17 protein-coding genes are annotated in these 21179 nt (G+C 67.6%); 12 read left to right on the forward strand and 5 right to left on the reverse strand.

Annotated elements, in window-relative coordinates; all coding sequences use genetic code 11:
* Positions 1 to 10: 10 nt before the first annotated feature.
* The 3 genes from H6717_00225 to H6717_00235 all read right to left on the reverse strand — a co-directional run bounded on the left by H6717_00225 (position 11) and on the right by H6717_00235 (position 6419).
* Positions 11 to 2293 (reverse strand): DUF1343 domain-containing protein, encoded by a 2283-nt coding sequence (locus H6717_00225; protein ID MCB9575437.1) that lies wholly within the window; start codon positions 2291 to 2293, stop codon positions 11 to 13.
* A 14-nt stretch (positions 2294 to 2307) separates the two neighbouring features.
* Positions 2308 to 4713 carry a hypothetical protein gene (locus H6717_00230; protein MCB9575438.1) on the reverse strand — a complete coding sequence of 802 codons (2406 nt, stop codon included), beginning with the start codon at positions 4711 to 4713 and terminating at the stop codon, positions 2308 to 2310.
* Positions 4714 to 4778: 65 nt separating this feature from the next.
* Positions 4779 to 6419 carry a WD40 repeat domain-containing protein gene (locus H6717_00235; protein ID MCB9575439.1) on the reverse strand — a complete coding sequence of 547 codons (1641 nt, stop codon included), beginning with the start codon at positions 6417 to 6419 and terminating at the stop codon, positions 4779 to 4781.
* Between the two features lie 151 nt (positions 6420 to 6570).
* Between H6717_00235 and H6717_00240 the strand changes: the two genes are divergently transcribed.
* The 7 genes from H6717_00240 to H6717_00270 all read left to right on the forward strand — a co-directional run bounded on the left by H6717_00240 (position 6571) and on the right by H6717_00270 (position 14289).
* Positions 6571 to 7422 carry an SDR family oxidoreductase gene (locus H6717_00240; protein MCB9575440.1) on the forward strand — a complete coding sequence of 284 codons (852 nt, stop codon included), beginning with the start codon at positions 6571 to 6573 and terminating at the stop codon, positions 7420 to 7422.
* A 29-nt stretch (positions 7423 to 7451) separates the two neighbouring features.
* Complete coding sequence (locus H6717_00245) at positions 7452 to 8888, forward strand: amidase (GenBank protein MCB9575441.1); 1437 nt, start codon at positions 7452 to 7454, stop codon at positions 8886 to 8888.
* Between the two features lie 13 nt (positions 8889 to 8901).
* Positions 8902 to 9897: a hypothetical protein gene (locus H6717_00250; GenBank protein MCB9575442.1), complete on the forward strand. Its 996-nt coding sequence runs from the start codon at positions 8902 to 8904 to the stop codon at positions 9895 to 9897.
* Positions 9890 to 12217, forward strand: coding sequence for a c-type cytochrome (locus H6717_00255; protein ID MCB9575443.1), 2328 nt, complete (start codon positions 9890 to 9892; stop codon positions 12215 to 12217). Before H6717_00250 ends, H6717_00255 begins: the two co-directional genes overlap by 8 nt.
* Positions 12214 to 12630 carry a DUF192 domain-containing protein gene (locus H6717_00260; protein MCB9575444.1) on the forward strand — a complete coding sequence of 139 codons (417 nt, stop codon included), beginning with the start codon at positions 12214 to 12216 and terminating at the stop codon, positions 12628 to 12630. The genes H6717_00255 and H6717_00260 overlap by 4 nt, the downstream gene beginning before the upstream one ends.
* A gap of 30 nt (positions 12631 to 12660) precedes the next feature.
* The gene (gene msrA, locus H6717_00265; GenBank protein ID MCB9575445.1) at positions 12661 to 13311 is read left to right on the forward strand and encodes a peptide-methionine (S)-S-oxide reductase MsrA; all 651 of its coding nucleotides are present in this window, start codon (positions 12661 to 12663) and stop codon (positions 13309 to 13311) included.
* Positions 13312 to 13572: 261 nt separating this feature from the next.
* Positions 13573 to 14289: a hypothetical protein gene (locus H6717_00270; GenBank protein ID MCB9575446.1), complete on the forward strand. Its 717-nt coding sequence runs from the start codon at positions 13573 to 13575 to the stop codon at positions 14287 to 14289.
* Here H6717_00270 and H6717_00275 read toward each other — a convergent pair whose 3' ends face one another.
* Both H6717_00275 and H6717_00280 read right to left on the reverse strand, forming a co-directional pair.
* Positions 14290 to 14898 carry a short chain dehydrogenase gene (locus H6717_00275; GenBank protein ID MCB9575447.1) on the reverse strand — a complete coding sequence of 203 codons (609 nt, stop codon included), beginning with the start codon at positions 14896 to 14898 and terminating at the stop codon, positions 14290 to 14292.
* A gap of 71 nt (positions 14899 to 14969) precedes the next feature.
* Positions 14970 to 15773, reverse strand: coding sequence for a hypothetical protein (locus H6717_00280; protein ID MCB9575448.1), 804 nt, complete (start codon positions 15771 to 15773; stop codon positions 14970 to 14972).
* Between the two features lie 148 nt (positions 15774 to 15921).
* Here H6717_00280 and H6717_00285 point away from each other — a divergent pair, with 148 nt between their 5' ends.
* The 5 genes from H6717_00285 (at position 15922) to H6717_00305 (ending at position 21138) form a co-directional block, all read left to right on the forward strand.
* Positions 15922 to 17181, forward strand: a complete 1260-nt coding sequence (locus H6717_00285) for a hypothetical protein (GenBank protein MCB9575449.1) — start codon at positions 15922 to 15924, stop codon at positions 17179 to 17181.
* Positions 17182 to 17292: 111 nt separating this feature from the next.
* Entirely contained in the window at positions 17293 to 18582 is a 1290-nt protein-coding gene (locus H6717_00290) for a D-alanyl-D-alanine carboxypeptidase family protein (GenBank protein MCB9575450.1), read from the forward strand.
* Positions 18583 to 18860: 278 nt separating this feature from the next.
* Complete coding sequence (locus H6717_00295) at positions 18861 to 19238, forward strand: hypothetical protein (GenBank protein ID MCB9575451.1); 378 nt, start codon at positions 18861 to 18863, stop codon at positions 19236 to 19238.
* 784 nt (positions 19239 to 20022) lie between these two features.
* Positions 20023 to 20250 (forward strand): hypothetical protein, encoded by a 228-nt coding sequence (locus H6717_00300; protein MCB9575452.1) that lies wholly within the window; start codon positions 20023 to 20025, stop codon positions 20248 to 20250.
* 117 nt (positions 20251 to 20367) lie between these two features.
* On the forward strand, positions 20368 to 21138 hold the full coding sequence (locus H6717_00305; protein MCB9575453.1) for a hypothetical protein: 771 nt from the start codon (positions 20368 to 20370) through the stop codon (positions 21136 to 21138).
* The last annotated feature ends 41 nt before the right edge of the window (positions 21139 to 21179 follow it).

Genomic DNA, 21179 nt, shown 5'->3' on the forward strand with positions numbered 1-21179 from the left:
GCGCGTTTTGTCAGGGGTAGAGGCGATAGCGACGGCGGAGCCGCTCGAAGGCGGCGAGCGCGTCGGCACTCTGGCCGGGTGCAGCAGCCACCAGGGAATCCATCGCGCGCTCGTTCCACTCGCTTGGGTGACGCGCGGCGATCGCGCGCCGGAGGGCGAAGGCCAAGGCGACGGGGCGGAACCGTTTCACGTCGGTGACGTGGAAGGAGACGGCCTGGCAACGCTTGCCGGAGTAGGGAGAGGCGGTCGGGACCATTTCCGTTGCGCGGAGCTGGACGCCCGGCACATGGACGCGCTGGACGATCGCCCGAGCGTCCAGCCAGGGCGCTCCGATCCACTCGAAGGGCCGGCCGGTGCCGCGCCCCACGCTCAAGTTCGTACGCTCGAGCAGACCCACGCCTGCGTAAAGCAACGCCTCAGTGGGGCTGCGGATGTTGGGGGACAGGTTCACCCAGGGCAACCCGGTCTCGTCGAAGGGCTCGGCGCGGTGCCAGCCCTCCATGGGGATCACCTGTAGATTCAGGGGAAGGTGCCGCTCGCCGCGAAACAAACGTGCGAGCTCACCCAGGGTCAGGCCGTGGCGCACGGGCAGCGGAAAGGGATTGACGAACCCGAAGCGCTCGGCGACGGGCCCCTCGACGTGAACGCCGTCGATGGGATTGGGCCGATCCAGCACCACCACGCGCAGGCCCCGCGCCGCAGCGACTTCCATTACGGCGAGCATGCTCGAAGCGTAGGTGTAGATGCGCGAGCCCACGTCCTGCACGTCGATCACCAACGTGTCGATGCCCTCGAGCATCTCCGGGGTCGGGCGCCGAGTGGCGCCGTACAGGCTGAAGACCGGGACGCCGGTCTTGGGGTCCTTTCCGGACGGAACGGGGCCTTCGCGATCCGAGCTCAAGCCGTGCTCCAGGCTGAATGCTGCAACGAGCGTGGTGTTGCTGGCTTCGGCCAAGAGGTCGAGGGTGCGCCGGCCGTCGCGGGCGCGGCCGGGGGCGTGGGTGACGAGCCCAATGTGCGCTCCAGCGACCGGGGCGAATCCCGCCTTTACCAGCACGTCGATGCCGGCGAGCACGGCTGGCGGCGCCGAGGCCTCCCGGAGCCCAGCGGCTGCGAACAGCTGCCACACCAACGGCTGCACCTTGCCGTGGGGCTTTGGGTGCAAGCGACTGCTGAGGAACACGATGAACGCGTCGCGCTCCGGATCGATCCACAGCGCGGTGCCGGTGAAACCGGTGTGGCCGAAGGTGCTGGGGGAAACGCCGAGGGCGTAGGGTTCGTTGGGAACGTCCCAGCCGAGGCCCCGGCGCTCGTCGCCGAAGCTCACGATCGAGCGGGGCAGACCGCGTGCGAGCACGGGGTGCGCTGCCAGTGAGCGGGCGCCCAGAAGATAGCGAGCGAAGCGCGCGAGATCGTCCGCGGTGGAGAACAGCCCGGCGTGCCCCGCGACGCCACCGAGGCGCGCCGCGCGGGGATCGTGCACGCTGCCGCGCAGGCCGCCTTCGGTGGGGGCGCTACGCCGGGGGTCGGCGCCGAACGCGGTGTCGTTCATGCCCAGGGGCTCGAAGATCTCGCTCCGCGCGGCGTCGTCCAGGGAGCGCTTGGAGACGCGCTCCACGAGCTCGCCGAGCAGGATGAAGCCCAGATCGCTGTACTCGTAGCGCGTGCCGGGATCCCGCGTGGCGGCCAGGCGAGCAATGGCGGCGATGGCGGCCAGGTGGCCGTGCTCGTAACGTTCGAGGGCGTTGTCCGCCGGCAGGCCGCTGGAGTGCGTGAGCAGCTGACGCACGGTGATGCTGGAGGCGCCGAGCTCGGGGAGCCAGCGCCGCACGGGCTCATCGAGGGCGAGAGCGCCGTGCTCCCGCAGCTGAAGCACCAGCGTCGTGGTGACCACGGCCTTGGTCAGGCTTGCCAGATCGAAGACCGTGTCCGCCGTCATCGCTTCTTGCCCGACGACGCGCTCACCGTACGCGCGCCGGAACACCACGCCGTTCCGCCGCCCGATGATCACGACGCACCCCGGGATGCGACCGTCTGCGATGGCGCCCTGCACGAGCGCGTCGATACGCGCCGTCGCCTTCGCGCCGAGGCGCGCTTCCGGTGCTGGCAGAGCGACGAGCGGAACCGTGACGGCGTGACTACGCGAGAGGACGCGCGCCGGCACTCGACGGGGCGCGTCGGTGAGTGCCAGGAGCGCCAGCACCAGGGTGAACGCGCGGAGCCGCACGTCGGGGAACGCCGTGCGGGGCGCCGCCATTCCGCCGCGGCGGGTGGTTCCGCGGCGGACCGACATGAGAAGACTGCAGCCTACGGCAGCGTGTACTTGTAGCTGCCGCCTCCGTCCGTGGCGATCCACAGCACCTTGGGGTCGACGGGGTCGGCGACGATGTGTCCGAACTCCGACACCATATTGCCGGTCGGCAGCTGGGTCCAGGTCTTGCCGTCGTCGGATGTGATGGCCAACGGGTTGACGTTGGTGGGGCTCTCGGAGCTGGCGTACGAGGTGTAGCCGGCGACCAGCTTGCCGTCCTTGGTGTACGTCACGGCAGAGACCGTCTTTGGAGTCTTGGAGCTCGCCGGGGAGATGTCGTCGTCGATCTTGCTCCAGCCGGATTCACCGTCCGGCGACAACCACACGCCGCCTTTGGAGCCCCGCACGCCGACGGCGACCTGTCCCGAAGGTCCTACGGCGACTCCACGCGCATCCGACATGGAGCTGCTCGCGCTGGTGCCGGCGACTCGGGCCCAGGAATCTCCGAAGTCCGTCGACTTGTACACGCCACCGCTGCCTGCGACGGCAAAGGTCGCGTACAGCACCTCGGGGTTGCTCGCGTCTTGCGCCAGTCCGGTCGGATACTCATGGCCGTTGTATGCGGGCAGCCCACTGAGCTGAGACCAGGTCTTCCCGTAGTCTGGAGACGACCAGATCCCCGTCTGCCACGGTGTGCTGTCGTTCAGGAAACCGCGCACGATGGCGAACAGGTTTTTCTTGGTGCCGGACTTCAGGAAATGGAGCTGGATGGTGGACGTCGCGTAGAACGTCTTCAGCAGCGACCAGGATTCCATGTCCTTGCTGGTGAAGATCCCGATGCGGGCGTTCGGCGAGCTGTCTCCACCGTAGGTGACGTAGTACGTGCCTTGGTCGTCCTTGGCGAAGCCGCCGGAATCGTGGCCCTTGGTCTGGGTGCCATCCCCCACCTGCTGGAAGTTCTTCCAGCTCTCGCCGCCGTCCTTGCTGATGGAAAACCCCTGGTCGAAGCCGCCGACCATCGCGTTCTTCGGGTCGTCCGGATCGACGAACACGTCCCACCCGCCCGTGATCATGATCTGTCCGGTGTTCTTGTAGAACCCGGGGGTGGCCGCCGGCGTCGCGTAGGTCGGCACCCAGGACTTCTTGGTCTCGGTGCCGTCGCAGGAGAGGGGCTGGCCGTTCGTCTTGATGAAGAGATTCGTTCCGGCGACGAGGAACGTCGGGTCGGATTTCGAGACGTCGAAGGTCAGTCCCGCGCTGCTCCCGAAGTACGTCGCCCACCCAGTGTTGTACGGGAAACTGTAGCAGGACCAGGTGTTGCCGGCGTCCGAGGACTTGTAGATGACGTTGCCGAACATGGCGTAGAGGTTTTTGCCGGCGTCGTCCATGATGTGAAAATCCATCACGCGGACGTTGTCCTTGGCGGCCGATCCCGTGGGCCCGAGGCGCGTCCAGGTCTTGCCGGCGTCAATGGATTTGTAGAGGCCGAAGCTGGAGGTCGCCGGGTCGTGGTCGGGGTCGCTCGTCGACGTCGAGTGCATCCCTTTGGCGGCGTACACGATCGACGGGTCGTCCTTCACGACATCGATGGCCATGATGCGTTGCTGGAGGCGCGAGTCCTGGATCTGGCTCCAGGAGCTGCCGCCGTCGGTAGACTTGAAGATCCCGACCATGCCCGCGTAGTAGACCGTCTGCCCGTCGGCGGACGCGATGGCGATGCTCGCCGTGGAGTATTCGGCGGTTAGCGACGGACCGCCGGTGAGCCCTAGCGGTGTCCACGAGGCGCCGCCGTTGACGGACTTGTACCCCATCACGGCGTAGTCCGGATCGGTACGCCACTTGGTGTTGGAGCCCGCGCCAATGTAGATCACGTCGTGATCGAAGGGACTGATCTTCATTGCCGAGAAGCGATTGGCATGGAGAGGGGCGCCGCTGGCATACCCGTAGTCCGGCAGTCCATCATGAAGATCCACGAAGGACTTGCCCCGATCCGTGGACTTCCAGATGCCGCCCATGGTCGCAACGAACACGGTCTTCGGATCCATTGGATCGAGCTCGATGGTACCGATCTTTTGGCTGAGCAGGCCGCCGTGCTCGCCGATGATCCTATCCCAGCTGTCGCCCCCGTCTTCGGACCGCATGAAACCGCCGTTGTCGGACGCGATGTAGACGTACTTCGGATCGACAGGATCGATGACCACGTCGTTCACGAACGCGTCGCCGCCGGGACCGAGCTGGACGATCGGCGGGCCGCTCGGCGAGCCGCCGGAGCCCGCGGCACCGCCGGAGCCCGCGGCTCCGCCCGAGCCCGCGGCGCCAGCCGAGCCTGCGGCGCCACCCGAGCCGGCGCCGCCTGTGGCCACACCGCCGCCGCCGCTCGCGTCGCCGTTCTCGCTCGAGCCACAGCTCGGAAGGGCGCTGCAGAGAACGACGAGGACTACAAGAGTGCTACCTTTTGCCATGAATTTCCCTCCAAGGAGCCTAGCGTTTCGCGGCGCTTCCACGTTCGACAGTTTCGGACACGGTCTCAGAGTTGATTGCACTGTCCGCAGCCGAATCCGTCGTAGACGAAATCGCCCACACCACTGATCTGGCGCGCCGGTTGGATCTGCCCGTCCACGATCGCGATCGAGTAGAGGCGCGAGTACTGGCCCGGGGATGCGTCGAGGTAGATCACGTGTTCGACACCGTTGGTGCTCTTCACGTAGCTCCAACCCGAACCTACCGAGAAGCTTCCCTTCGACAGCGGAGCGCCGCTCCCTAGGTCGAACAGCTCGTAGCCGAGCCCCGAGCCCTTGCGTACGAACAGGGCCTTGGAGTCAGTGGAAAACTGCGGGAGCGCGCCCGAGAGCGGGAACGCGGCGAGGGACGAGAGGTTCGTCAGCTTCAGCGAGCTCCCGACCGACACCAGCCAGTGATCGTCGGCGCTCACCATGAAGTCGTAGCCCACGTCGGGCGGTAGGGTGACCGCGGTCGCCAAGGTCGCGTCCCAGAGCGTCTTCTTGTCGGTGATCAGATACTTGCCGGAGGGCGACCACTCGAACCATGGCGGCTGATTGCCGAAGCCCGTGGTCGTGAGCTGCGTCACGGCCGGCGACGTCTTGCCGAAGTCGAGCAGCGCCACTCCCTTGCCGGGATCGCTGTTCGACCTGAACGCGAGTCGAGCCCCGGATGCCGCCCACCCGAAGCCGTCCACGTGCACCCCGCTCGACTGCCACGCGAGTGTGGGCGCCGAGCCTGCGAGATCGTAGACGCGCAGCGTGCCGTCCGCGCTCCACGTCGCGAGATGCGTGCTGTCCCCGCTGAATCCGCACTTGTCGAAGCTCGGCAGCGGGGAGAGCGTGGCCGTGCCGCCGGAGAAATGGACCACGCTCGTAGGCCACGCCGCCCACTGGTGATCCGGCGAAACGAAGTGGCCATCGGCGACGGATGCGCTCTGCAACGTGTGCACGGCGTTCGTGCTCGTGGTCACGGTGCGAAGCTCCCCGAAGCCCGAGGTGTGATCGTATGCGGTGTACAGCAGTAGATTGGAGCCGAGCCAGGGACCATCGCTCGGGGCGTACTTCGGCTCCACCGCCACCAGATCATCGGAAAGGCCAGTGAGAGTCGTGGCCAGCGTCGGCGTCGAGCCCGTCAGGTCCCAGACGTTGATGCCCTTCTCGCTCCCGGTGAGCGCAGCGACGCGCGTGCCATCCGGGGAGAAGTGCGCGTGGACGCCGCCGCCCACGGCGACCGGGGACGGGTTCGGCGCAGCGACGTCCACCACGTACAGCGCCGTCGACCACTCCTTGTAGTAGACGAAGCTTGGCGCACCGAGACTCGGACCGCCCCCGCCAGCGCCCGCGGCGCCCCCCGCTCCGGCAACGCCACCGGAGCCGGCAACGCCACCGGAGCCGGCAACGCCACCGGAGCCGGCAACGCCACCGGAGCCGGCAACGCCACCGGAGCCGGCAACGCCACCGAATCCCGCAACGCCACCGAATCCCGCTGCGCCACCGAATCCCGCTGCGCCACCCGATCCGAGTCCTCCGCTCCCCGGCGTCGCGCCGCTCCCCCCTTGCCCGCCCACCCCGCCGGTGTTGGTCGCCTCCGGTGTTCCTGCGCCGTTGCCGCCACACGCCGCTGCCAGCACGGCTACCGCGATTGCACATAGTCTCTGAAGTCTCATGACGAGCGGACCTACGAGAGCGCGTGCGCCGGGGTTCCCTGGATGTCCGAAAGTGCAAAGCTTCAATGTTGGCTCGCCGCGGAAACATCGCGGCGAGAAGTCCGAAAGTGTCGAGAGCGCGGCGGTCTGCCCGCCCTCACGATGCCTGGCCATGAGGGTCCTCGTCACCGGCGCCAGCGCGGGAATCGGCCGCGCGGCAGCGCTGAGCTTCGCGCATCGTGGTTTTCGAGTCTTTGCCACCGCTCGTCGGCGTCCGCGGCTGGAGGCGCTTGCCGCGGCCGGTCACGGCAACATCCACGCGATCGAACTGGACGTCTGCTCCGCCGACTCCATCGCCAAGGCCAAGGAGCGCATCTTGGAGCTGACGGAAGGCTACGGCGTGGACGTAGTCGTCAACAACGCCGGGATCGCCCTGGCCGGCCCGCTGGCAGAGGTGGATGACGCTCACGTCCGTAGCCAGTTCGAGACCAACGTGTTCGGACTCTTGGCAGTCACTCGGACGTTCTTGCCCAACATGATGGACCGGCGGAGTGGGCGCATCGTGAACGTGAGCAGCTCCGGGGGACGTATCAGCTTGCCGTTGGTGGGCGCCTACCACGCCAGCAAGTTCGCCGTGGAGGCGCTCTCCGACAGTCTGCGCTGGGAGCTGTCGCCGTTCGGCATTCGCGTGTCGGTGATCGAGCCCGGACCGGTCCGTACTGAGCTGGGGGACAAGCTGCTCTCGTCGGCCCTGAAGCTCGGTCCGCGTTCGGCATATGCCGCGGTGCTGCGCAACGCCGACGAGGTGAAGGCTTTCGCGGAATCGCGTATGGTCGAACCGGAGGCCATCGTCCGCGACATCGAGCACGCGGCGCTGGCCAAGCATCCGCGGGCTCGCTACCTATCGCCGCGGCCGATGGGATTCCTTCTGGGCCTGTACCAGCTGGTGCCCACTTGGCTTTCGGACTGGGTGATCTGCCGCGCCACGGGCATGACGCGCTCGCGCTTGCTGCTGGGCGCCTGAGCGCCGCCGCGTGCTATCGTCCCGCCGACATGCCGCTGCACGAGGTGTCGGGACGGGAGCTCGCGCGCCGGATAAGAGAGCGTGAAGCCTCGGCCAGAGTGGTGTGCGAGGCGCACATCGCGGCCATCCGTCGCGTGAATCCGGTGCTCAACGCCGTGGTGGCCACGCGCTTCGACGACGCTCTCGCCGAGGCGGACGCCGTGGATGCCCAAGTGAAGCGCGGCGATGCGCTGCCGCCCTATGCCGGTGTGCCCTGCACCATCAAGGAATCCTTCGCGGTGACCGGCATGCCTCAGTCGTCGGGGCTTTGGGCGCGGCGGAACGTGCGCGCCACTGAAGATGCACCCACGGTGGCGCGGTTGCGCGCTGCGGGCGCCATCGTGCTCGGAGTCACCAACGTCTCCGAGCTGTGCATGTGGATGGAGAGCAACAACCGCGTCTACGGTCGCAGCAACAACCCCTATGATCCAACGCGCATCGTGGGCGGAAGCTCGGGCGGGGAAGGGGCCATCGTCGGTGCCGGCGCGTCGCCCTTCGGCTTGGGCGCGGACGTCGGCGGTTCCATCCGAATGCCAGCGTTCTTCAATGGCGTGTTTGGTCACAAGCCATCTGCCGGCCTGGTGCCCAATCGCGGGCAGTATCCGGTGACGGAAGGCGAGGGTCTGAAGCTACTGTCTACCGGTCCGCTATGCCGGCGCGCCGAGGATCTGTACCCGTTGCTGGAGGTGCTCGCCGGGCCCGATCCGGAAGACCCCGGTACCCGCGAGCTGCCGCTTCGGGATCCGAGCAGCGTGGATCTGTCGAAGCTCCGCGTGCTGGTGGTGGATGGAGACGGCGTCAGTCGAGTGAGCGCCGAGCTCGTCTCCGCCCAGCGCCGCGTCGCCGACGTGCTCGCGCGTCGCGGCGCTCGGGTGCGTCACGAGCGCATCGGCGCCCTGAAACGCACGCTGGAAGTGTGGTCCGCTGCCATGTCCGCCGCGGCGGACACGCGCTTCGCGGAGCTCCTCGGGAACGGTCGGCGGGTGCGCGCGGGCCGCGAGCTCGGACGCTGGCTTCTCGGGCGGTCGCCGCACACGCTGCCGGCCATCGCCTTGGCGCTTCTCGAAGGCTGGGCGGACAAGCTCGAAGAGCATCAGCGCCACATGCTCGCGATGGGCGGCGAGCTCCGCGGCGAGCTCACGGATCGCATCGGCGAGGACGGCATCATGCTCTATCCACCGTACCCCACGGCGGCGCCCAGGCACTTCATGCCCATGTTGCCGCCCATTCGCTGGGCTTACACCGCACTCTTCAACGTGATGCACTTTCCCGTGACGCAGGTGCCGCTCGGGCTCGGGCCTCAGGGTCTACCGCTCGGCGTGCAAGTCGCGTCCGTCCACGGCAACGACCACGTCACCATCGCCGTGGCAGAAGAGCTCGAGCGCGCGCTCGGTGGCTGGGTGGTCCCGAAGGCCCGGGCACGGTAGGTTTCCGCCCGGCATGACTCGGTACTGGCTCGCGTTCTGTTTGCTGTTTGCTGCCGGTTGCTCGGACGATCCCGCCCCGGAGCAAAGGCGAGGTTGGAGCACTGCTTTCGACGCGAAGGACAGCGGCTGGCTACTCTCGTCCTGGGGGCCCGCTCCGAACGACGTGTACGCCGTCGGTGGTACGGAGAGCGAGGGCGCCATCCAGCACTTCGACGGCAGCAGTTGGCAAGCGCTGTCCCTCGGAGTTTCGGTGCCGCTCTTGAACTGGGTCACGGGCTTTGCTGCGAACGACATCACCGTGGTTGGCAACGAAGGTACCGTGGTGCATTGGGACGGCGCGACCTGGTCGGCACAGACCACGCCCACCGGCGAACCGCTGTGGGGTGTGTGGGGCGCGGCGCCGACGGATCTGTGGGCCGTGGGCGGCTCGGGGCGCGCGACCGGCGTCGCCACCCTGCTGCACTTCGATGGCACGAGCTGGGAGTCCGTCGCGTTGCCACCGTTGCAAAAGGCCGGGGTGAACGCGCTGTTCAAGGTGTGGGGCACGAGCGCTTCGAACGTCTGGGCCGTGGGCCAGAAGGGCGCCGTGATCCACTACGACGGCTCCGCCTGGAGCGAGCAGCTGGTCGGCGCCAGCGACGATCTGATCGCGCTATGGGGCACCGGACCGGATTTCGTGGTGGCCGTGGGTGGCCGCTCCATCGGCATCGCCAGCGTGTGGAACGGCAGCGAGTGGAAGACCGAGTCTTTGGCTCCCGTCCCCGGATTGAACGGCGTCTGGATGCGCACCCAGGATGCCGTGCACGTGGTGGGCGCAGCCGGTACACTAGGAGTGCTCCGGCCCAAGGACTTCTCGTTCAAGGATGAGTCCCGCGACACGGAGCTCGACATCCACGGCGTGTTCGGAACTGCCGCAGGAAGCCTCTTCGCCGTAGGGGGGAACTTTCTCGGCCCGGTGCCACCTTACGAAGGCATCGCCCTGACGAGGAAGCTGCTTGACGATGAATAGACGGAGCTGGGTCGTGCTTGCCCTGCTGCTCGCGGGCTGCGGCGACGGTGAACCCAGCCAGGCGCCCGACCCCGGGATTGCCCCAGGCATCTTCGGTGCCCTGGGCGAGGTGCGTCCATCTGCCACGCCAGAGCAACAGGCCACCTTCGAGCGTGGGCGCGCGGTGCAGCTCCGGCGCTTCACCCCCGCTACCGGACTCGGCCCTCAGTTCAACGTCACCTTCTGCGGCGCCTGTCACGAGCGTCCGGTGCCGGGCGGCAGCAGCGCGCGGTATCGGAACTTCCTGCTCGTCGGGCAGAAGCTTTCCGACGGCTCGTTCACACCTACGGGGGTGAACGGCATCCAAGATCAGTACACGCTGGCCGAAGCGGGCCGCGTCCCGGACGCCGAGAACACCAACAACCGCGCCCTGCGCAACGCGATTCCGTTCTTTGGTGTCGGGCTCATCGCGGAGATCCCGGAAGCGTCCATCTTGAAGTACGCCGACCCGGACGACGCGAACCACGACGGCATCAGTGGTCGCCCCAACTACGACCGAGGCTTCGTGGGCCGCTTTGGGCGCAAGTCGCAGACCGTGAGCATCGAGGGCTTCATCCGCGGGCCCCTGTTCAACCACGCCGGCATCACCACGGACCCGCTGCCCGACTCCATGAAAGCGGAGCTGCCGGTGCCCAGCGTCGCGCCCCCCGAGTCCGATGCGTTGTCTGTCAGTGGAGATCTCGGCACCGTACGGCAGCGGCAAGCCGCGGCGCCGGCGGAGCCCACGGTGGACGACGACCCGGTGCAGGATCCCGAGCTGTCCGCCGACGACCTCTTCGATCTGGTGTCCTTCGCCATGTTGCTTGCGGCACCTCGACCGGACGAGCCCACCGCGGAGAGCGAAGCCGGCAGGGATCTGTTCGCGGAAAGCGGCTGCACCGGCTGTCACGTTCCGGCGCTGCGCTCCCCCCGCGGCATGATCCCGCTGTACTCCGATCTCTTGCTCCACGACATGGGGCCCGAGCGCGGGGACGGCGTGCGTATGGGGGAAGCCTCGGGCTCGGAGTTTCGCACTCAACCGCTGTGGGGCGTGGGCGCCGTCGCCCCGTACTTGCACGACGGCGTGGCCGACACGCTGGACGAGGCCATTCGTCTGCACGCCGGCGAGGCCCAGGCCGCCCGTGATGCCTACGTCGCCCTCGCACAGGAAGATCAGCAGCTGATCGTGACGTTCCTGGAGTCCCTCGGTGGCTCCGCGCAGACCTCCGCCGGCCTGCTTCCGCCCGACGCTCCGATGTTGCCGGTGGGCGACTACGGCGGACCCGATCGCGAGCTGTCCGCGCCCGAGAAGGACCAGTTCCTCCGCGGCCGGGCCGTGTTCGATCGCGACATCACTCGCGGCGCCGGCCTCGGCACCGCGTTCAACGGTGACTCCTGCCGCGCCTGTCACTTCGATCCCGTGATCGGCGGCTCCGGACCGAGCGACGTCGACGTCACGCGCCAAGGCATCATCGAGAGCGGCGTGTTCACGGCGCCCAGCGGGGGCACCATGGCGCACCACCAGAGCCTCGACCCACTGCGGCCGGACGTGGATCCCAAGACCAACTTCTTCGAGCTGCGCCAGACGCCGCCCATCTTCGGCTTCGGCCTCATCGATCAGATCCCCGACTCCGCCATCTTGGCCCACGCCGATCCGACCGACGCGGACCAGGACGGGATCCGCGGCGTGGCGCACGAGCTGAGCGACGGACGCCTCGGTCGCCTCGGATGGAAGGCCAACGTGCCGTCCGTGGCGGAGTTCGCTCGCGATGGCTTGAGCAACGAGGTGGGCGTCACCCTCGCGGATCAACCCGGGCTCAGCTTCGGCTTCGCGACGGACGCCGATGCGGTGGCCGACCCCGAAATGGGCGCCAGCGACATCGACGACCTGATCTTCTACATGCAGCACCTCGCTCCGCCTCCCCGCACCCACACAAATGCCGCTCTGGAGGCCGCCGGAGAGCAGGTGTTCCAGTCCGTGGGTTGCGCCAAGTGCCACGTGCCCGAGCTGTCGACCGAGAGCGGAACGCCCGTGCCGCTGTACAGCGACCTCTTGCTCCACGACGTGCTCCCCGCGGGCGCCAACGGCATCGTGGAAGGCATGGCGGGCATGCGCGCCTTTCGCACCTCACCCCTTTGGGGCTTGGCGAAGAGCGCGCCCTACATGCACGACGGCCGCGCGTTCACCGTGCAAGACGCCATCCTGGCGCACGACGGCGAGGCCGCGAAGGTACGGCAAGCTTTCGAGGCGCTGCCGCCAGCGGATCGCGACGCACTCATCGCGTTCTTGAAATCACTGTGAAGGCGCTGCCTATCGCCTTCGCGCTGCTCGCCTTCGCTTGCAGCAGTGATCCGGAGTGCGATGGCACCGAGGTGACGATCACCCGCGGTAAGAGCACCTTGCTGAGGGTGTGCGCCGAAGTGCGCGATACCGAAGCTGGTCGCGCTCGAGGCCTCTCGGGACACGCGCCCCTGGCAAAGGACGAAGGCATGCTGCTCGACTTTCCCGTGGAGGGTGAGGTGTGCATCGTGAACACGGACGTGAGCTTCGACATCGACGTGGTGTATGCGACGGACGCTGGTGACGTGACGGCGATCGAAACCTTCGCCGCTGGGGACGCCGCCCCGCGCTGCCACCCGGCCACGCGCCGTGTGCTCGAAGTCTCGCGCGGCGTCGCCGCGACGGTGCAAACCGGCGACCAGCTGGTCCGGTAACCGCGGGCGTTTCCGCGGCGTACCAACATCATGCGCTCGATAGTCTTGGCCCTGCTCGTTTCTCTCCCGCTCGCTGCGTGTCACGGCTCCGTGAGCGACAGCGCCCCGCGGCACTCCGCTACGGCTCCGGTCGTGGGCACGGATCCGGGGCATTTGGGCGCGGGCACGCCGCTCACGCCGCGCACGGGGGACGAGCTCGCGGCCTTTGCGGGCGGCTGCTTCTGGGGCGTGGAGGACGTGTTCCGCCACGTGCCCGGCGTGGTGGCCACGGCCGTCGGCTACACCGGCGGCGACAAGCCCTACCCGACGTACTCGGAAGTGTCGTCCCACACCACGGGCCACGCGGAGACGGTGCTGGTGGAGTTCGACCCCAAGCGCGTGAGCTACGACACGCTGCTCAACGTGTTCTTCGAGAATCACGATCCCACGCAGCTCAACCGGCAGGGGCCTGACGTGGGCACCAACTACCGGAGCGAGATCTTCACCTTCAGCCCCGCACAAGCGAAGGCCGCACAGCGCGCCAAGACCCGCGCTCAGAAGAAGCACGACGAGCCGGTGGTCACGCAAATCGCGCCTGTCGGGCGCTTCTGGAAGGCGGAGAACTACCACCAGCAGTACGACGAGCGCACCGGCACGCATTCCTGTCCGCTCCCCGGTGGCGTACCCAAAGGCGCCATCTAGCTAGCTAGAGCGCATCTCACAACCTGCTCACGAGCGCTTTCGGGCGTGCGGCACCATCTGCAGCGTTGCCGCTCGTTGAAAATACTCCGAGTATTCCGTCCTCGCGCCGCCTCGCAGCTGGCACCGCACGCCTCGAAATCACAACCCTCGAGGTTGCGAGATGCGCTTTAGATTGGTTAGCGCTTCTTGTTGGTGCGGCGCGATACCCGTCGCGTTTCGCCTCGGAGTTGCGTTGCGACAATGGCAGCTGTACGAGGACGCATGGCGAAGCGCGTCGCGGTCCTCGTTCTTCTCGTCTCCGTCGCGGGCTGCGGCGGCGCTGCCGGAAATTCTCCGCCGCCGGCGAAGGCCGCCACGGAAGCCAAGGAGGCGCCGGCAGAAAAGCCCGCGGAATCGTCCGCCAAAGCGGACTTCATGGCGCAGTGCGAGCACGCTCCGGAGCAGCACGACTTCTGCGCTTGCAGCTTCGAGGTGGCGTCCAAGGTGCTGTCGCCGGAAGAGCTCGAGAGCCGCCGGCTGCCCCGGGAGCGCGAGCGTGAGCTGAAGGCCGGGGTGATCCGCGAGTGCGCCGGCAAGTTCCCCGAGCCCGTGATCAAGAAGGGTTTCATGGTCGGCTGCGCGTCGCAGGGCACCGGCCTCAACGGCTTTTGCGCCTGCACCTGGGAGACCTTGCGCAAGAGCGCGGAGCCGGGCGAGATCGCGACCATGGACGCGGGGCAGGACTCCCGCGCGCTCGGCGCGGCCAAGACGTGCATGGCGAAGATGCCGAACCAGGAGCTGCTCGCGAACCTGAAGACGAAGTTTCTGGAGGGGTGCAACCAGGAGCCGGGCTACGAGAAGTTCTGCGACTGTGCTTGGGGAACTTGGAGCGCGGAGATGACGCCGGCGGAAATGATCCTGAGCGGGCCTGGATCCAAGAAGACCCGAGACGCGGTGCCCAAGATCAAGAAGGCGTGCAGCGCGCTGGCGCCGAACTGATCACGCGAAATCGCGAACGTCCAAGAGCGCGCCCGTGTCCGTACCTTCCACGCTGGCCAGGTAGGCCCGCGCGGTGTCCTTCGCGCTCATGCCGCCCTCGGGATCCATGCCCAGCTTCAACATCGTTTCCTTGACCCAGATGGGGCTCACCACGTTTACGCGGAGCTTGTGCTCGCGAAGCTCGAGCGCCGCCGCCTTCACGAACGCTTCCAAGGCACCGTTGGCCATGGCCAGGGCCGAGCTTCCGGGCATCGGTTCCCGGCTGAGCACGCCGCTCGTGAGCGTGAACGAAGTGCCCACAGCCACGTGCTTCATGCCGGCGCGGAGGACGTTCACTTGGCCCATGAGCTTGTGCCGGAGGCCGAGCTCGTAGTCTTCCTGAGAGAGCGTTGCCAAGGGACCGAACTTGCCATCCCCCGCGGTGGTGACGACGGCGTCGATCTCCTTCACCCGGCCGAAGAAGCTCTCGATGGACGCCAGGTCGGCGATGTCGACGCGTTCGTCACCGCTCTGGCGCGCGGCGCGGACCACCTCGTGGCCGTTGTCCTCCAAGGCATCCGCCACCGCGCTTCCGATGGTGCCGCTGGCACCGATGACGACGACCTTCATGCTGACCTCCCTCTGGGCGCGGCGCCCAGTCATGGTTTTGGCCCAGCTCGGGTCGCTTCACAAGGGAAGACTTACTTGCACGTGATCGGGTTGTACTGAACGACGGTCGCCTTGCAGGCGGAGACACCGCCCGACGACAGCTCGCAGACGCGGTAGTCCGTGCTGCCGCAATAGGGATTCTCTCCGGGCCCCGTACGCTTGGTCGGCAGGTATCCGTCGCCCTTACAGGGCTTGCTGGGACTCGAGGGATCCAACGCGCAATCTCCGGTGGCCTTCAGATACGCACCGCATTCCGTCTCGGCGCCGTCGCAGTTGTAGTCGAAGGAAACCTTGCCGTTGTCGATGGGGTAGCCGGTGTGATTGCAGTTGTTGCTGCCGGGGAAAGCGTATTGATTCTCGTCGTTGCAATCCCCGCAGGCCTTGGGCTTGCTGCCGGCCTTCACCCAGCTGGGGCCTGGGGGGTCGCAGCTCTGCACGGCGGGCAGCGCGCCATAGGTGTCGTTGTCGTCGTCCTTGCACCACGAGGCTGCGGTGCAGCCGCCTGCGCCCGCGCTGCCGCCCGTTGCGCCTGCGCCCGCGCTGCCGCCGGTTGCGCCCGCGCCCGCGCTACCGCCGGTTGCGCCTGCGCCCGCGCTGCCGCTGGCGCCCGCGGTTCCTCCCGTGGCTCCCGTGCCTGCAGTGCCGCCGGTCGCCCCCGTGCCCGACGCACCGCCATCGCCCGCAGTGCCCCCCGTCGCCGCGCTGCCCGCGGATCCATCCGGCGCGTCCCCTCCGCTACCTCCACCGAACAGCTCGTCGTTGCCCGAGCCACCGCACGCCGTGGTCCAACCCAACGCGGCAACGACCAGCGCGAGCTTTGCTCCACCGAGTCTCATTCCAAGCCCTCCTGCTCAAGTAGTGGAGCTGTCCAAAGCACGGGGCGTGCCGAAGAGAAAACTCACGAGTTTGTGGAGGACGTGTCCCGCGTGGCTATGCATTCGTTGCGGACACCGGACGTTCGGTGCGGTCGTGTAGGATGTGGCGATGCGGTGGGCGTTGCTACTGGTCGGGTTGTTGGTGTGGGGTTGCGGGAGTGACGACGCCAACGGGGCGGGGGGGAGCGGGGCTGCTTCGGGCGGCGGCGGCACCTCTGGCAGCGGCGGTACGTCCGGCAGCGGCGGCGCTTCGGGCAGCGGCGGCACATCCGGCAGCGGCGGTGTGGCCGGCAGCGGGGGCACGAGCACCATCGCGCACGGCGAGCAGCTCTCCCTATCCGACGTGGGCCCTGCGGGGCTCGGCGTGACCGAGCTGGAGAAGACTGCCGTGAACGACGAGCGCATCAGCACCTGGCCCACGGACGGTCTGCCGTCTTGGATCCCGGACGCGCCCTACGTGTACGACGACAATCCCCAGAATCACGGCGGCGTGGTGCCCGCCGGCGGGATGGACATCGACGGATTTCAGATCCCCGGCGGAAGCTGGGTCGTGCAATTCCGCGACTTCGGCAGCGATTCCATCATCGTCAGCGGCAACAACGATGGCACCTCGCCCGACCTACCGGGGGTCGTGTTTCGGGGCTGCCGCTGGCGCGGCGCGATCACGGCGCCGGGCTTTCTGAACGTCTACGCGAACAGCAACACCAAGATCTGGATCTTGTATTCGGACGCGGGCGGGCTGGGGGCTTCCGACGCCGACTACAACGAGATCCCGTTCAAGCTGAGCGACAGCACGACGGACAGCGTCTACTACCGAAACTACATCTCCTACACGACGACGGCGATCCAGCCGGGCTCCTTGGGGCCGCAGATCATCGAGAACTACATCGAGAAGATCACGTACTACTACGACGGTCAGCCGCCACCGGGAGAGTCTACCGGCAAGCATTTGAACGGCGTGAGCCTCAACGGCGGCCAGACGAACGCGCTGATCCTCCGCAACAAGATCTTGCTCCAGAACCCGGATGACGCCGGACGTACCGTGGACCAGACGGACTGCATCTACTTCAAGCAGGAGCCCGGGACGTTTCCCGGCACCGGCAAGAACGTGGACGGCAGCATGGGCTACGCCGTGAAGGACAACTACATTGGCGGAGGCGCCTACAGCGTTTACGCCGGCTGGGACTCGTCCGAAGGGGCGCCGGCCCCGGGGTCGGTGAAGAACATGGTGCTGAGCGGCAATCGCATCACCACCCAGTGGTGGCCAAAGGGCGGCGCTCTCGGTGCGATCGCCAAGGAGCCGCCGTGGGGCACGGACGGCAACGAGAAGACCGAAAACACCTTCGCGGAGAGCGGTCAGCCCTGGTGAGGGTGCCAAGCGCGGGTTGGCAGCGAAAACCCGAGGTTGGCGGTGATGCGGGGGTAAGTGTGCGGAAATGCGGCACATGCCGTGGGCACTGGGCTTGCTGTAGGTCCTGGCGTGAAGACCCAACGCCCCTTGTTCCTCGTGTTTCTCCTCGCTCTGTTCGCGGCCGCCTGCGTGGCGCCTCCAGAGGACTCCGCCGATCCCGCGGAAGGCGTGCCGGGCGGGGACGAGGCGCTGATTGCCACCAGCAGCGATGCGCTCTCCAGCATCGACTGCTCGGAGTCTTCGGACACGGGCTACACGTCGGGTAAGGCGTTTGCCATCACCGTGGTGACGGTGGACGGCAAGAAGGTCGAGAAGGACACGGCCAACGCCTACTACGTGATGGCGAAGGCCGCGGCCGCCGCGGGCGTGAACTTGAAGATCGTGAGCGGCTTCCGCACCATGGCGGAGCAGCAGTACCTCTATAACTGCTACGTCAACTGCAGCTGCAACAACTGTAACCTCGCCGCCAAACCTGGCTACAGCAATCACCAGAGCGGCCACGCTCTGGACTTGAACACGTCCGCGAGCGGCGTGCTCACTTGGCTCAACAACCACGGCGCGACCTACGGGTTCAAGCGCACCGTGCCCAGCGAGACGTGGCACTGGGAGTGGTGGGGTGGTGGCCCCGGCGGTGGTCCGTGCGGCAAGGCGAAGTACGCCGGCGAGTCCCTCGGCCTCAGCGGCCAGAGCTATCCCATCGTGTCGCAGGGCGCGGTGGAGGTGGAGGTCGGTGAAACCGTCACCGGTTGGGTGAAGCTCAAGAACATCGGCACGGAAACGTGGAAGGCCGGCACCGTGAAGCTGGCGCCCATCCCTCGGGACAAGCCGAGCCCCTTCGCGAGCCCCAGCTGGCTCTCGGATCACCGCATCTCGACGCCCAGCGCAGACGTTAAGCCCGGCAGCGTCGGGGAGTTCCCCCTCGACATCACGGGTAGCGTGGAGGGGGAGTCGCTCCTCGAGCTCGGTTGGGTCGCCGAGGGCATCACTTGGTTCGCGGATTCGGGCGGCCCGAAGGACGGCTACTTCGCCGTGAAGGTAAAGGTCGTGCCCAGCACCAAGCCCCCGGGAACCGGCGGGCAGGGCGGCGCCGCAGGCGCGACGGGCAGCGGTGGCAGTGGCAGCGGCGGCGATGCCGGCGCTGCGGGTACCACCGGCGCGGGCGGCAGCGCCGGTTCGAGCTGGGGTGACGGCGGCGTGATCGGCGCGGCCGGCAAAGGCAGCTCCGGCACGAAGGTCCTCGCCGATCCCGGCAGCGACGGTGGCTGCAGCGTGTCGACGGAACGCGCCCCAACGCCGTCGTGGCCATGGCTGACGATGGCCGCACTGGGTCTCGCGCTGATCCGACGCAAGCGCGGGTAGGCCCTGCCGCTTGAGGGGGGGCTGGGTCCGCGGTATCGGGATGGACCGTGGACGCCGGCGTCACCGTGATCGAGGGGCTCGAGCCCGTCCGGCGGCGTCCGGAAATGTATCTCGGCGACGTTGGTCTCCACGGTTTGCACTGGCTCGTGCGTGAGCTCCTGGACTGTGCTCATGGTCTCACCAGCTTTCGGGCTCGGGTCGACCCGCAAACTCTTTGGATCGACACGGAAGCTACGCCCGTTCGCACCACACCGCGGACGGTGGGGCGCCCGCCCTACTTGATCGAGGCATGTACGTCGATCGCCGTCCCGATCGATGAGCCCGCGACGCTGCGCCCAACCGAGGCACTGGACGAGTCGACCGAGGTCGCCGTGTTTCGTTCGATCGGCCAATCTCCCGTGGCAGTGGCCCTTGCCAACGCGGTGTCTGCAGAGTTCGTCCTTTCCTCCCGCGCCAAGAGAACGAACACTACCGTGCAGTTTGCCGCAGGACGCCTCGTGGGCGGACCAGACGTCGCCGCCACAACGGCGCCGGACGGAGTTTCACTCACCTTCAGTCCCGATCCCGAGATCTTCGAGCGGACGACGCTTCGCTTTGACATCGTGTGCGAGATTGCTCGTGACGTAGCCTGTGTCCGCGAGCGAGGGCCGTCGTGATCAACGCCGAAACGAGCGCAACCTACACGTGCAAGCCGCCACGATGACCGAGCGGGTTCCCTCCTTCTACTTGTTGGTCCCGGGTCCGTGGCGCGCTCCAGCGGAAATCATCGGAGCTCTCGGCGCACACGGGATACACGGCGAGCCCGGGCAGCCGACGGGGATCGAGCCTGGTGTCGTGCGTGTGGACATCATCGAGGACGGTGAGCTGGCTTCCGCCTGCAGCTGGGGGCGGCGGGGCCCCCTTCCAGATGCGCTCCTCTCGCACGTGGCGCGCTGCGGGAGGGCCGCGCTGCTCGAGTGCGGATTTCGCCTGCAGGAGCAGCCTCGTCTCGTCGCGAAGATAGGGCGGAGCTTGCGGGACGCTGGCGGCGTGCTCGTACGGATGGAGGCCTCTGGCTCGGCGTCTGAATGGGAACCGTGGCTCGAGGCGTTGGAGTCGGGCGATCCGACTCACCTCTACGAGGTTGCGGTGCTCCTCGTGCGCGACGACGACGGCGTCATGTTCACGTGTGGCATGCACCACTTCGAGCTGCCGGACGCGCAGATTGCCATGGGCGACCCAGTGGAGGCGATGGCCTGGTTGGACGCCTTCTGCGTCTACCAGTTGGCGGAGCAGCCGACGCTCGTGTCCGGGCACACGTTCCGCCCGCACGAGCACGCACCGCCGCGCGCCCTCGAGCGCTGGCCCGATCATAGGCACCGTACCGATGACGGACGCCATAATCCATTCGGCGTCTGGCGCTTCTTGGCGCCCGGTGACTCCGGGCTCCAGGCGTCGGCGTTGGTGTCAGTGCTCGTACCCGCGCTTGCCGCCGTGCTCCTGGCCGCCGAGCGCACCAAAGGAACCCCGCTCACCCGCGACGAGGTGGAGAACATCCGCGACAACGCGTCTGCCATCGCCATGACCCCGACGGATGCGGCGAAGTTGGAACAGTCGAGGGGGTACGCCGACATCGAGCCGGAGCGCGCCTGGGAGCAATGGCAGCTCCTCCGCAGGCCAGGGGCGTGAGGGTGTTGGTCCGGCGCGGAAGCACTCCGCGACGCCAAGCGCAGTGTGCCTCGCGTCGGGTCCAAGATTTGGATAGCCTTTAGAAAGGTGGGCAAGGCGCGAGCACGAAGGGGCGCGGTGGTCGGCGTCGTAGAGCACGGGAACTCGGCCGTGCTCGTCACCCTGGCGGCGAATGGCAAGCTCCTGGATCGCCGGCGCGTCGACCTCACCGACGGCCTGCCCACACATCCGCATCACCACGAGGGCTCGTGGGCCGTGGGTCGCTACCTCGATAGCCCTTGGGCCAAGCCGACGTCGCTGACGGACGCCATCGCGCTCGTCGAGCGCGTGCGCGTGGCTGCAGGGCAGGGCGCCGAGCGTGCGCTGGAGATGTTGGCTCAATCGGTCGCCGTGCCCGTTGCGAGCATCGCTCTGCGCGAGTGCCCGGAGCTGCCGGCGACCACGGAGGAACGCATCCGAGACAACCGCGCGCAGACCTACGCCGACACCGTGATGTATCGCCAGGCCTTGGCGGAGGCCGCGCGGGCGCGAGATTGGACGGTGCGCTGGTACGACCGAGAGCGGGTCTTCGAGCAAGCGTCCGTGGCAGTGGCCCAGGACGACATCCAGTCCTTCTTGACCGCGATGGGTCGCGCTGTCGGGCCGCCCTGGCAAGCTCAGCACAAGCTCGCCGCAGCGGCTGCGCTCGTCATCGCCTTGGGCAATTCCTTTGGCCTCGAACAACCAACAGCATGGCGATTCCGTGTTGAGGAGGTAAGCGCGGGAGTGTACCGAGCATCCGGCGTTGACGCTCAGGGGCGTAGCGTCTCCGCGACGGGAACCGATCCCAACCGAGCGCTCTCCGATTGTCGCGCCTACGCCGAACGAGTCGGAGACATCACGAAGTAACGAGGGGCGGACCAATTGAGCATTCCGAGGCCTCCCACTCA

This window comes from Polyangiaceae bacterium (assembly GCA_020633235.1).
Classification (GTDB): Bacteria; Myxococcota_A; Polyangia; order Polyangiales; family Polyangiaceae; genus JACKEA01.